A 13,363-nucleotide genomic window follows, 5' to 3' on the forward strand; every position below is an offset into this window, starting at 1 on the left:
AACAACTATTAAGCAGCTTCTTGCTCTTTCTGATCGCGAATTGCTGCAATCGTGCGGCATAATTTGCCTGCAGATGCTTCTTTCATAGCGCTCATTAAACGTGCAATTGCTTCGTCGTACGTTGGTAGCTTCGCTAACATCGCAACGTCTACTGCGTTTCCTTCGAATGCTGCAGCTTTTAATTCAAAGTTTTCGTTTTCTTTAGCGAAATCTGTGAATAAACGCGCTGCTGCACCTGGGTGCTCGTTTGAAAATGCAATTAATGAAGGACCAACTAGTGTTTCAGTAACACATTCAAATTCAGTACCTTCTAAAGCACGACGTGCTAATGTGTTACGGACAACTTTCATCCATACGCCATTTTCACGTGCTTGCTTACGTAAAGCAGTAATTGCTTCAACTGTGATACCGCGAGAATCCGCGATTACAGCTGACTGAGCGCCATTGGCAGCTTCATGAACTTCAGCAACAATTGCTTTTTTGTCATCAAGATTGATAGCCATTGGCTTTAACTCCTGGTTCAACCGGATTTAACTCCGGTAATTACAACTCCGTATGTCTTCGACTTACGGCCATTACGGCGAGAGCCAGAAATTTAAGGAAATATCTGGGTAATCACCATCTACGTAGGAAAATTAAGGTTAACTAATTAGCTAAGCTAACATGCAAACCACCTACGGTCTTTGACGGGACTGTTTAAAAATCAACTTTAAAAACAGTTCCTACCAAAAATAAGGGGCGAAATTATAGTTCAATATTTCACCCCTGTAAAGGTCTTAGAAGTTTAAAGTACCTTGATCTACAGATACACCAGCACCCATAGTTGTTGATACAGAGATCTTCTTAATGTATTGACCTTTAGCATTAGCTGGTTTTGCTTTCTTAAGCGCTTCCAATAATGCTTCTAAGTTTTCTTGTAACTTAGCGTCTTCGAAATCAACCTTACCGATTGTTGTATGGATGATGCCGTTTTTGTCGTTACGGTAACGGATTTGACCAGCTTTTGCGTTGTTAACCGCAGTTACTACGTCTGGAGTTACAGTACCAACCTTCGGGTTAGGCATTAAGCCACGTGGGCCTAAGATTTGACCTAACTGACCTACAACACGCATTGCATCTGGAGTAGCAATAACAACGTCGAAGTCCATTTGACCCGCTTTAACTTGTTCAGCTAAGTCGTCCATACCAACGATGTCAGCACCTGCTTCTTTCGCTTTATCTGCGTTTGCACCTTGAGTGAAAACAGCAACGCGAACGTCACGACCCGTACCGTTTGGTAGTACAGTTGCACCACGAACGTTTTGGTCTGATTTACGAGCATCGATACCTAAGTTGATAGCAACATCTACACTTTCTTTGAATTTAGCTGTCGCTAATTCTTTTAAAAGTGCTAATGCTTCATTGATTTCATAGTCTTTTAATACGTCTACTTTTTCACGGATAAGACGAGCGCGCTTTGATAATTTAGCCATTCGATTAACCCTCTACCACTAAGCCCATTGAACGAGCAGAGCCCGCGATAGTATTAACAGCTGCGTCCATGTCGCCTGCTGTTAAATCTGGTTCTTTCATCTTAACGATTTCTTCAAGTTGAGCACGTGTAACAGTACCAACTTTTTCAGTGTTAGGACGACCTGAACCTGACTTGATACCAGCAGCTTTCTTAAGTAAGTAAGATGCAGGTGGAGTCTTAGTTTCGAACGTGAAAGAACGGTCATTGTATACAGTAATAACTACTGGTACTGGAGCGCCTTTGTCTAATGCATCTGTACGAGCGTTGAATGCTTTACAGAATTCCATGATGTTAACACCGTGTTGACCTAAAGCAGGACCAACTGGTGGTGACGGGTTAGCTGCACCAGCAGCTACTTGTAGCTTGATTAAAGCTTGGACTTTTTTAGCCATCTTTATAAAACCTTTGTTATGGGTAATATCGCTAGTTCTTTCGAACACTACACCGCCCCTTTAAAAGGGTAGAAGTGTTAGCTCCCCGTGGATTAAAATTTACCGTTTTCGGCCAGCTTTCGCCCGCCCAAATAAAAACGGTAGCGGATTATAAAATAATCAACACTACCGTTTCAAGTACTAATTTAAATTAACGTTCTAATTTAACAAATAATTAAAATTAGCCTTTTTCAACTTGTGAGAATTCAAGATCAACTGGCGTAGAACGACCGAAAATAAGCACAGATACTTTGATGCGGTTTTTCTCGTAGTCTAACTCTTCAACAACACCGTTAAAGTCAGCAAATGGACCATCGATAACACGGACAACCTCACCCACTTCAAACAATGTTTTAGGTTTAGGCTTATCAGTTGAGTCTTCTAGGCGTTGCAATATGCGATCCGCTTCACGTTGTGTGATAGGTGCAGGGCGATCTGACGTACCACCGATAAAGCCGAGTACACGTGGAACACTTTTAACTAAGTGCCATGCTTCTTCATCCATCGCCATTTCAACTAATACATAACCTGGGAAGAACTTGCGAGCACTCTTGCGCTTTTGACCAGCACGCATTTCGACAACTTCTTCTGTTGGTACTAGGATTTGACCGAATTTATCTTCTAAACCGTGAATTTGGATGTGCTCAAGTAATGTCTTTTGCACGCGAGCTTCGTAGCCTGAAAACGCTTGAACTACGTACCAACGCAATTTTGGTGCTGCGTTTTCTTCTGTAAATGATTTTTCGTCAGTCATAATTACGCCGAAACTCCAGTGATTAAGCCAACAACCCACATTAATAGAGAGTCAATGCCCCATAAAATTAACGACATTATTAAAGTTGCCACAAGTACAATACCTGTTGTTTGCAAGGCTTCTTGGCGTGTTGGCCAAACGACTTTGCGAACTTCAGTTCTTGATTCTTTAGCAAACTCAATAAACGTACGGCCTTTTTCAGTTTGTGCTGCGATAAACGCGGCAATCACTACTGCTACCACCACGCCAATTGCGCGAAATAATACTGATTCGTTACTAAAATAATAGTTACCAAAAACAGCACCCGCTAAAATAAGAAGCGTTAGCCCCCATTTTAGTACATCGAGAGAACCGCCTGTTTGGTTTTCCGTACTTGCATTCATATATTTGACCCGTAAATCGTCTTTAGCAATTTTAGCTACTTCTTTTAGTGAAGGTTGATATCACTAAACAATAATTTGGCAGGGGTAGAGAGATTCGAACTCCCAACCGTCGGTTTTGGAGACCGCTGTTCTACCAATTGGAACTATACCCCTATATACACTTACACTTATCGGGTGAATCTTGTTTTTTTGGGATTTAAGAGTAACTCGAGAAGTGAGGTCGCTATTATACTGGCTTAGTCGAGTAACTCAAGATCATTTTCTGATTGTCGATAAATTTGCTTTTCTTCTTGAAGCGCTTCGTTCATTAACCATAGTGACTAGCTTATTTTAGTGCATCTAAAGAAAAGTTTGAGCGAGCCTAGCGCTCAAAAGGTTTATGATATATGTAAAATTGAGTGGTTATATTTTGATACATCACCTTATGATTCCATAGAAAAGATTAATTCATAAGAGATTCTGGCCTAATACACCGCCGGAATGACGAATACCACACAATCACTCTCCTCAAATGCCGTCATCCTGAGGAGCAAAGCGAGCTCAGGTTCTCCTGACATTACAACAAGTCTTATCAACAAAGAATTCCGGCCTAAGACACCGCCGGAATGACGAATACCATTCATTCTCTCTGCGCAAAGACCGTCATCCTGAGGAGCCAAGCGAGCTCAGGATCTCCTGACGTTACAACGAGTCTTATTAACAAGAGATTCCGGCCTAAGACACCGCCGGAATGACGAATACCACACAATCACTCTCCTCCAATGACGTCATCCTGAGGAGCCAAGCGAGCTCAGGATCTCCTGACGTTACAACAAGTCTTATCAACAAAGGATTCCGGCCTAAAACACCGCCGGAATGACGAATATGTAAAAACAAAAAAAGAGCACCGAAGTGCTCTTTTTTAGGTTTGGTTTGTTATCAAAGATTAGTCAAGAATCTTAGATACAACACCAGCACCTACTGTACGCCGCTCAACTGCGCGCCAGAGGCGCTTGTGAAAATTACTAAAAACAGTCCATTAGGACTCTTTTCTTAACGCATTTTCTCATCACGGAACACCGTGAAGCTGGCCTCTAAAACAAAAAAAAGAGCACCGAAGTGCTCTTTTTTAGGATTGGTTTGTTATCAAAGATTAGTCAAGAATCTTAGATACAACACCAGCACCTACTGTACGGCCACCTTCACGGATAGCGAAGCGTAAACCTTCATCCATCGCGATTGGGTTGATTAGCTCAACAACAAACTTAAGGTTGTCGCCTGGCATTACCATTTCTACACCTTCCGGTAACTCTACAGCACCTGTGATGTCTGTTGTACGGAAGTAGAACTGTGGACGGTAACCTTTGAAGAATGGTGTATGACGACCTCCTTCATCTTTTGTTAATACGTAAACTTCTGATTCGAACTTCGTGTGTGGAGTGATTGAACCTGGCTTAGCAAGTACTTGACCACGTTGAACTTCATCACGCTTAGTACCACGTAATAATACACCACAGTTCTCACCTGCACGACCTTCGTCAAGAAGCTTGCGGAACATCTCTACACCAGTACATGTTGTCGTTGTTGTATCTTTGATACCTACGATTTCTACGTCGTCACCTACACGGATGATACCGCGCTCTACACGACCTGTTACTACTGTACCACGACCTTGGATTGAGAATACGTCTTCGATTGGTAAGATGAAGTCACCGTCGATTGCACGCTCTGGCTCTGGAATGTATGTGTCTAATTCGTTAGCAAGTTCTAAGATTTTCTCTTCCCATTGTGCTTCACCGTTAAGTGCGCCTAATGCTGAACCTTGGATGATTGGTAAGTCATCACCTGGGAAGTCGTACTCTGAAAGTAACTCACGTACTTCCATTTCTACTAATTCTAATAACTCTTCGTCGTCTACCATGTCACACTTGTTTAAGAAAACAATGATGTAAGGTACACCAACTTGGCGAGATAATAAGATGTGCTCACGTGTTTGTGGCATTGGACCATCTGTAGCAGCTACTACTAAGATCGCGCCGTCCATTTGTGCAGCACCTGTGATCATGTTTTTAACGTAATCGGCGTGACCAGGACAGTCTACGTGTGCGTAGTGACGTGATTCTGTGTCGTACTCAATGTGAGAAGTATTGATTGTAATACCACGCTCACGCTCTTCTGGAGCGTTATCGATTTGAGCGAAATCACGAACTTCACCACCGTGAGTTTTTGTTAATACTGCAGAGATAGCAGCTGTTAAAGTTGTTTTACCGTGGTCAACGTGTCCGATAGTACCAACGTTTACGTGCGGTTTCGAACGTTCAAATTTTTCTTTAGCCACTTTTAAATACCTTAAGTTAAAGTTTAGTTTAAAAAGTTTAGTTAAAGATAGAAGGATAGGTAATTGGGAATGGTGCTAATAGGCAGATTCGAACTGCCGACCTCACCCTTACCAAGGGTGCGCTCTACCAACTGAGCTATATCAGCACAATGCACAAATATGGAGCGGGTGGCGGGAATCGAACCCGCTTCATTAGCTTGGAAGGCTAAGGTAATAGCCAGTATACGACACCCGCTAAGCTATCAGACTATCTCTGCATATAAAAAATGGTGGAGGGAGGTGGATTATAAAAGGCTCCTGCCTTTTACCCTTGCGGGCTGCTTGCGCATTCAAAATTGTTCCAGACAATTTTGTCGAACCTAAGTTCTCATCCAACTCGTCTTCACCTATGACGCTAGGCGTCTAAGTAAAATGGTGGAGGGAGGTGGATTCGAACCACCGAAGGCGGAGCCGTCAGATTTACAGTCTGATCCCTTTGGCCACTCGGGAACCCCTCCAGGACTTTATTTCATAAAGTATTAATGGTGCCGACTGCCGGAGTCGAACTGGCGACCTACTGATTACAAGTCAGTTGCTCTACCAACTGAGCTAAGTCGGCACTACATTAAGTGGAGCGAATTCTAGAGTAATGCTGATGGGCTTGCAATAGATAAATAGAAAAAAGTTGAATGTTTTTCGCTATTCGATGTTTTTTTAACCGACTTTGTACTATTTCACTGGAGATTGCAGATATTGATTTAAACCGTGAAAGACTAACACATCAATAAAGCTGCAATGTAGGCTTGAGTTTCGCTGAAATAAGGTCATTAATCGTTCACCATTACCACCGGTAAATATTAGTTCGGTGGTCTGTGCGAAATTATTTTCGTCTGTATTAGTTGCTATTGTCTGCTCAAGTATCTTACAGGCCATTTCAATTAAGCCAAGCGTGGCCGCCCAACTTGCTTGATTAACGTTTTCTTGAGTTGACTTACCAAAAGCAAGTTGGTCAATGGGTTGATACGTCGACTTAACGTTAGCCGCGCGTGTTGTTATGGCATCGTGAATAGTCTCAACCCCTGGTAATATCCAACCGCCTAAATGACGTTTATCGGCAGTTAATATATCCACCGTTGTTGCTGTACCCGCATCAATAATCACAACATGAGTATTTGGCTTAAGACTATCAGCCCCTAATATGGCTAACCAGCGATCAACGCCGAGTTGCTGATAATTATCATAACCACAAACAACGCCATTGGTAGATGCTTGAGTTTTAGCACAAATGACTTTGATGCCTTGACCACTCGCGACTTTGTTTATTGTGTTATACAACGCTTGATCAGAGACACTCGATAGGCAAATTGTATGTATGCCTTTCAATAATGAACCCAATGTTTGCTCATTGATGGCATCGTTGACCAAATAAGCTTTACTTATTAACTTATTGCCATCGAAGTATGCATATTTCATCCGCGTATTACCGCAGTCTATTAATAACTTCACTCCTGCCCTCGCAAACTCACTTCACCACCGTAAATTGTTTGTATTGCGCCGTTCACGTCAAGTCGCAATGCGCCATTGTGATCAATACCTTTACAAATACCGAGCGTTTCTTTTTCACCAGAAATAATTTTAACCGGCTGCTCAATAAACCAGTCTAGTTGATTCCATGTGTCTATCATGGTTTTCAACCCCGATTGGGCGTGCTCAGACAATCGACGTTGAAGATTAAAAATCAGTTCACTAGCAAGCAAGTTTCTGTCGATAGACTTACTAAACTGACTCAAAGCACTCCACGGCTGGTCGATTAGTTCGGCACTTTTGTCCGGCATATTAATATTGAGGCCAATACCTATTACCGAGTGGCTAGGCTCAAGCGGCTGGCCTTCCAATTCAATTAGGATACCTGCGAGTTTTTTTCCTTGCCAGTATACGTCATTTGGCCATTTCAATTGAACACTTTCACCGGTTAATTCAATGATAGTATCGTAGATAGCCAGTGCTACTGCGACGCTCATCCCCATGGCGGCATTGACTCCTTGCTCAAGCGACCAGTACATAGATAAATACAGGTGACTCCCAAAAGGAGAAATCCACTGACGACCTCGACGGCCTCTGCCATGACTTTGGTATTCAGCGATACAAATATCGCCCTGCTTAACGTTATTGGGTAGCTTGCGCATGAGAAAACTGTTGGTTGAATCAATCATGGCGTGGCTATCAACCCTAAAATTTAGTCCTCGATTTTGTAATTGCTTTTCGATCACCGCTTTATCAAGCAACACCAAAGGATTTGACAGCCTATACCCTTTGCCATGAACGGAATAAACGTCAACGCCCATCTCATTGATGGCCTTTATGTGTTTCGCTATCGCCGCTCTAGTGACACCAAACATTTTTCCTAGTGCTTCACCTGAAACAAATTTACCTTGGCTCAGCACCGTTAAAATTTGTTCTCTTAACATGTTTGGCCTACAACTATCTGGTCAAAATCTTGTTCGCCCTGATGACTGATCAATCTAACTTCAGGGCTTATTTTAATGCCGAACTTGTCCTGCACAGTTTTTTGTACGTGCTTGGCTAGCTTTATCACCGCTGCACCAGATTCACTGGCGAAATTAACTAGCACAAGCGCTTGCTCTTGGTGCACGCCGACACCATCTTGCTGATAGCCTTTTAGCCCAGCCTGTTCAATTAACCAACCGGCGGCCAATTTAACTTGGTTGTTGGTCACTGGATAAGTAGGGATGTTCGGGTAACTCGCCTTTAATTGCTCTGCCGTTTGACTATCGACAACAGGATTCTTAAAAAAGCTACCAGCATTTGGTAAAAGCTTAGGATCAGGTAATTTCTGTTGTCTTATCTCGATAACTTTATTCATTACTTGCTCTGGGCTAGCGCCAGAACTTAGCTGTTTTAAATCACCATATTCTGCGACGAGTTGCCATTTTTTGGGGAAATAAAAGCGAACGTTGGTGATCACGCCTTGTTGGTAATTTGGCCCTTTAAACACGCTATCGCGATAGCCAAACTGACACGCTTGCCTAGTTAGCTCTTGCACTTCACCTGTAACCAGAGAAACCCAGGTGACCCGACGACAGAACTGAGCAAACTCCTTGCCATAAGCCCCAATATTTTGCACAGGCGCTGCGCCAACAGTGCCAGGGATTAGCGCTAAATTTTCCAAGCCATAAATACCTTGAGCAATCAGTGACGTAACTAAGTGATGCCAGTTCTCACTGCCACCGACATCAATCTCATAGCCATCGTCATGTTCAGTAATTTTGATACCAAAGAATTTAGGCGAGATGATCACCGGGGCTTGTTCTTCGTAAAACAAGGTATTACTTCCTTCGCCAAGTAAGTAATAAGATTGATTTGTTACGACGTTAGCAAGCTTAGCTAAATCACTGTGAGTCTCAGGGAAATAAATTTTAGGCGTGATAGATTCAACAGCAAAGCTGTTACTCGCTTTGAGAGAATAGTTTTGTTCAGATTTCATATAGCTACCGGTTAACCAGAGAAAAGCTTTACGCTTGTCGTCTAACCGGCAATTTTATGATGTTTGCGGGGTTATTGTAATACTTATTATGGTATTTTGTTGTATCAATATTTTCACTGCGGTTGATCACAACACCGTCGATTGGCGCACTAACTTGCTTTAAGGTTCTCAAACCAGCAGAAATTTCATCGCGTTTGGTTTTACCGCCATGAACGATATAAATCACACTATCGACGTTACGAGAAATAATGACCGCATCACTCACCGCGTTGACCGGCGGAGTTTCAATAATAATACGGTCATAAAAATTGCCAAACACTTTAATTAGCATACCGAATCGCTTCATCGACAAAAATGCCAATGGGTTACTCGGTGTAATACCAGAGGTTAAAATATCCAATTTCACGTGGTCGTCACGAACAATACATTCGTTGATTTCGTGAGTTTTGGCCAATAGGTTAGATAGGCCTGGCCGGTTGGGTTCTAGCTTGAGACTTTTTGCAATTGTTGGGTGACGCATATCTCCTTCTATCAGCAACACTTTTTCCATTTCACTAAATGAGCGAGCTAACTCGAGCGCAACTGTCGATTTACCTTCGTTGGGTACCGATGAAGTAATGGCTATGATCTTAGGTGGTGCTTTATCTTGTCTAAATAGTAGGGCTGTGCGAAGTGAGCGGACCGCCTCAACAAAACGATTATCTTGGTAGTATTTATTGCGCTGTTGAGCACTTTTATCGAGCTTAAATTTTGGCAAAATTGCCAATACCGGCGCTTCGTGAAAGTTGTCGAGCTTACGACGTGAATTTAACGTATCGATCAGTAATTCACGCATGATGATAATGATTGATATAAAAATCACAGACAGCACAACCGCCACGATAAGCGCTAAGATTTTGTTCGGTTTATAAGGGCTTTTAGGTACCACTGCTTTATCGATAAAACGGACATAGAAGTTGGTTTTGTAATTGCCCATTGCGTCGGCTTCTTTCAAGCGAACTAGATAATTACTATACAGCTCTTTATTCGTTTCAACTTCACGCTCGAGCTGAGAAAATTTATTTTCCAAACGACTTAAGCGCAAAAAGTCCTGCTTCGCCGCGGTTAGCCGAGCATTGGTCGCTACCGCTTTTTCCTTAGCGGCAAAATAGTCTTTGGTTAATGCAAGTACAACGTTATCAGTGTGCTCAGCAATTCGTTTTTCTAAGCTCGCTATCTCTGCATTGATCGCAATCATCTTAGGATGTTTTGGACCGTATCGCTTGGATAATTCCGAATGTTTTCGATTAACGATCTCTTCTTGACCTTTTAAGCCAATATATAAGTCGTCGTGACTCACTTCAGGTAACTCAATTAATTCCTGCAGATTATTTTTGTTTTTTTGAATATAGTCGTAGGTTACTTTCAAATCATCTTCACGGCGCGCCGCTCGAATCGCGGCTGAGGTCAATTCAGTTAATTCCGCACTGACCAAGCCCACAACACCATGGATATCGACAATACTCTCAGATTCTCTAAATTGTTGAAGTGCATGCTCCGATGCTTCAAGCTTTTTACCCAATTCTTCTAGTTGATCAACTAACCACTGAGAAGTGGTTTCCTTAGAAGCGGTATGTATTTCATCTTGGTATTGCAAATAGGTGACACCTACCTGATTAGCAACTCGCATAGCTAACACAGGATCATAAGCAGAAAAGCTAATACGGACTAATTCCGTTTTAGCCATCGGCGAGATGGTTAGGCGCTGTTGGAAGGCCTTAACAACATAATCTATCGAACGTTTTTGGGTGAGTTTTTTTTCATTCTGCCAAGGCAGCAGTTTTTTGTACTTTTGCCCAGAAAATTCCTCATTTTCGGTAAGGTTTAGGCGAGCAATTACACGCTCAGCAAACTTCCTCGAACGCAGTAATTCATATTGTGTTTGGATTTGCTCTGCAGTGGCACTTGATTCATTAAAAGCATTATTAATCGATAAAGTGTTCGCAGGTTTGTTATTGCCAATGAGTAAGATCGCAGTCGCCTGATAAGTCGGCTTTAACAATGAAACATAGATCGCTACCGCTAGTGTAACGAGTAACGTGCAAAAAATAATAACCCAACGCCGATTCCAAAGCGGCCTTAGTACTTCTGCTAAAGAGACATCATCATCTTGCATTTGTATCGGTTGTTGCGATTCAATATGACTCAAAAGAAACTCTGCCCTATTTTTACAATATCGTCAGGTTGAATTTCCGTGGAAATATCAGCATTGATTATTTTGGAGGTACCATTTACCTTTCTCGTGATCTGCCAATCGGACTTTGATGCCCGATTAGTTAAGCCTCCAGCTAGTGCTAGTGCCTTATCTAAGGTTAAATCAGGCTGATATGGATACCCGCCGGGCACTTTAACTTGACCATGAATAAAGAACGGGCGATAAGCCACTATCGACACTGATACTTGAGGGTCAATCAAATAGTCCCCGCGCAGGCCTGCATCGATAATCATCTCGATTTCTTCTGTCGTCTTTCCTGATACCTGCACATCATCGAGAAATGGAAATGAGATAACACCTGACTTATCAATTTTAGCCCGAGTACGTAAATCTGGTTCGTCATAGACTTCAATTAATACACTATCACCCGCACTTAATACGTAATTAAGTGCGTTTGCTTTACCGATCGGCAATATGGCAAATAGGATGTATATCAATAAATAGCTATAACGCAACATTAATACCTACTACAATGTGGTTCCTGTCAAAATCTAGGCTTTCTTCCGTCGATGATAACTCTCGAAAGCTGTCTTTAATATAAACAGAAAATGTTTCATTGACATTGTAACTGATTTTTCCACCGGCTAATAGATAATCATCACTGCGAGTAAAAGTTGGGAAAATTGCCTGTTCTTGCATATAACCAAGATAAAAACTTGCTTTTAATTGGCTTGTAAAATCATGGGTTACTGTTGCCAAAAGGTTTTCAACTATTCTAAACCTGTCTTCTTGCTGTGTTGCGTCAACGGCTCGACGTCGTGCATTAACATTTACTTCGGTAAACTCAGTTGGGCTCCAGAGCATATCAAGCTCCCATCGGGCAACCTTATCATCATCTAAGTTTTTATCGTCAAAGCTCAATTGCTGGATCCCAGCATAAGCTTCCATTTTGAATAATACCGAGTGACGCCACTGAGCCCCCAATAATATTGCAAGGCTATCTCTATCTGCCCCTACTTCTTCATTGTAGTTAAGTTGCTCATATTCACCTTTGACTGATAAATAGGTTTTCCCTGAAGCTAAATAGTCAAAATGGCCCTGTAAGTAGTTCGCTGTTAAATCGAGTAATGATGAAACTTCACGTCTTGTGTCATACTCAAAGCCTCGTGTACCGACTAGAATCTCAGCTCGGGCTACAGAAAACTCACTGCCGTAACGAAAGCCGACATTGGCAAAATAGTTACTCTTTTCATCACCAACGGTGATCTCATCTATTTTACCTTGCGATATACCTTCGCCTGGATATTCGAAAACATTGCGATACATTCCCGTTAAGAACAGACTTTTATTTTCAGAGAGTTTGTACTGATATTTTGTTAGCGCATTAATGTTAGTGTGATCGTTATTGTCAATATCGGTAAGTGCTAAGTGATTTATGTCAACTTTAGCCTGCAGTAAACTTTTTTCCCAAAGTGCTTGAACCCAAAGCTTGGGCTGCAATGAAACCGTTTGAGTATCATCATTATCACTATCGAGTGTAAAGTTAGATAAGTGACCATATTCAAGGGCAAAATCGACATCCATAACATTGCCTTCAATATACTCAAAATTTAGGTTATAAAAGTCAATATCATGACTAGGAGCTGCAGCCATCGACTTCCATGATAGTGCTACAATAGCAAACGCAATACTTTTATACTTCATACCAACATCTAATTATTATTATTTTAAATTTATGTTAACTGCTTTAACGCTAGACTTAAACTTTTTTATAGCGGCGCCTTATGAAGTCCTTATTTTATAGGACAGTTCAAAGTAACAGAGAATTGCCGTCACCCCCTGAAGTTTTTACCGGAGAACTCTATACAATTTTCACCACACCTCCAGGCAACCTGTTGAAAGCACATTGAGATTTCACGAGATTCCGACATCGACGTTTGTTCCTACATAATTCAACTTACCTACATCTATGCAGGCATTCGCACAAATGTCATGCATTTTGATTTCAGGCAAGAAAAAAGCCCTGTTATTTTCTATGGAGGGTCGTGAGTCATCCCCTGATGTTGTTACAGGGGATCTCCAGCCGCTGCTCAGCGGTTACTTGAGTTAACTTTCAAAGCTTACGTTGAATCTAGGAGATTCCCGCATTCGCGAGAATGACATGTTTTCTTAGGTGCCTAGCAATTGGCTGACAGTGCGCAGAGCTTTCGGGCTAGATAAGGGTCAGAGTCCACAGACTCTGACCCCAAACAGCTACAAAGAATTAAAAAACATAAACGAAAAAAAC

At 41.9% G+C, this 13,363-nt stretch carries 12 protein-coding genes and 5 tRNA genes; all 17 read right to left on the bottom strand.

From position 1 onward, the window contains the following. Positions 1–8: 8 nt before the first annotated feature. On the bottom strand, positions 9–503 hold the full coding sequence (gene rplJ / locus LP316_RS02205) for a 50S ribosomal protein L10 (RefSeq protein WP_193022471.1): 495 nt from the start codon (positions 501–503) through the stop codon (positions 9–11). 273 nt (positions 504–776) lie between these two features. Next, positions 777–1,472, bottom strand: a complete 696-nt coding sequence (rplA, locus tag LP316_RS02210) for a 50S ribosomal protein L1 (protein ID WP_193022472.1) — start codon at positions 1,470–1,472, stop codon at positions 777–779. A 4-nt stretch (positions 1,473–1,476) separates the two neighbouring features. Beyond that, positions 1,477–1,905 (bottom strand): 50S ribosomal protein L11, encoded by a 429-nt coding sequence (rplK, locus tag LP316_RS02215; protein WP_193022473.1) that lies wholly within the window; start codon positions 1,903–1,905, stop codon positions 1,477–1,479. Positions 1,906–2,125: 220 nt separating this feature from the next. Beyond that, positions 2,126–2,698, bottom strand: a complete 573-nt coding sequence (gene nusG / locus LP316_RS02220; RefSeq protein ID WP_193022474.1) for a transcription termination/antitermination protein NusG — start codon at positions 2,696–2,698, stop codon at positions 2,126–2,128. Between the two features lie 2 nt (positions 2,699–2,700). Next, positions 2,701–3,081, bottom strand: a complete 381-nt coding sequence (secE, locus tag LP316_RS02225) for a preprotein translocase subunit SecE (RefSeq protein ID WP_193022475.1) — start codon at positions 3,079–3,081, stop codon at positions 2,701–2,703. 76 nt (positions 3,082–3,157) lie between these two features. Next, positions 3,158–3,234: transfer RNA gene (locus LP316_RS02230), tRNA-Trp, on the bottom strand. Between the two features lie 979 nt (positions 3,235–4,213). Beyond that, the gene (gene tuf, locus LP316_RS02235; RefSeq protein WP_193022464.1) at positions 4,214–5,398 is read right to left on the bottom strand and encodes an elongation factor Tu; all 1,185 of its coding nucleotides are present in this window, start codon (positions 5,396–5,398) and stop codon (positions 4,214–4,216) included. Between the two features lie 70 nt (positions 5,399–5,468). After that, positions 5,469–5,544 (bottom strand) — tRNA-Thr (locus LP316_RS02240). Positions 5,545–5,558: 14 nt separating this feature from the next. After that, positions 5,559–5,633 (bottom strand) — tRNA-Gly (locus LP316_RS02245). A 177-nt stretch (positions 5,634–5,810) separates the two neighbouring features. Then, a tRNA-Tyr gene (locus LP316_RS02250) sits at positions 5,811–5,895 on the bottom strand. A 25-nt stretch (positions 5,896–5,920) separates the two neighbouring features. After that, positions 5,921–5,996 (bottom strand) — tRNA-Thr (locus tag LP316_RS02255). Between the two features lie 110 nt (positions 5,997–6,106). Continuing rightward, entirely contained in the window at positions 6,107–6,883 is a 777-nt protein-coding gene (locus LP316_RS02260; protein ID WP_226960784.1) for a type III pantothenate kinase, read from the bottom strand. After that, positions 6,880–7,845 (bottom strand): bifunctional biotin--[acetyl-CoA-carboxylase] ligase/biotin operon repressor BirA, encoded by a 966-nt coding sequence (gene birA, locus LP316_RS02265; RefSeq protein WP_193022476.1) that lies wholly within the window; start codon positions 7,843–7,845, stop codon positions 6,880–6,882. Before birA ends, LP316_RS02260 begins: the two co-directional genes overlap by 4 nt. Next, complete coding sequence (gene murB, locus LP316_RS02270) at positions 7,839–8,882, bottom strand: UDP-N-acetylmuramate dehydrogenase (RefSeq protein WP_193022477.1); 1,044 nt, start codon at positions 8,880–8,882, stop codon at positions 7,839–7,841. Before murB ends, birA begins: the two co-directional genes overlap by 7 nt. Positions 8,883–8,910: 28 nt before the next feature. Continuing rightward, entirely contained in the window at positions 8,911–11,070 is a 2,160-nt protein-coding gene (locus LP316_RS02275; RefSeq protein ID WP_193022478.1) for a GumC family protein, read from the bottom strand. Continuing rightward, entirely contained in the window at positions 11,067–11,594 is a 528-nt protein-coding gene (locus tag LP316_RS02280; RefSeq protein WP_193022479.1) for a polysaccharide biosynthesis/export family protein, read from the bottom strand. The genes LP316_RS02275 and LP316_RS02280 overlap by 4 nt, the downstream gene beginning before the upstream one ends. Beyond that, positions 11,581–12,780: an outer membrane beta-barrel protein gene (locus tag LP316_RS02285; protein ID WP_193022480.1), complete on the bottom strand. Its 1,200-nt coding sequence runs from the start codon at positions 12,778–12,780 to the stop codon at positions 11,581–11,583. The genes LP316_RS02280 and LP316_RS02285 overlap by 14 nt, the downstream gene beginning before the upstream one ends. Between the last annotated feature and the right edge of the window lie 583 nt (positions 12,781–13,363).

The organism is Thalassotalea sp. LPB0316 (genome assembly GCF_014898095.1).
In the GTDB taxonomy this organism is placed as follows: domain Bacteria; phylum Pseudomonadota; class Gammaproteobacteria; order Enterobacterales; family Alteromonadaceae; genus Thalassotalea_G.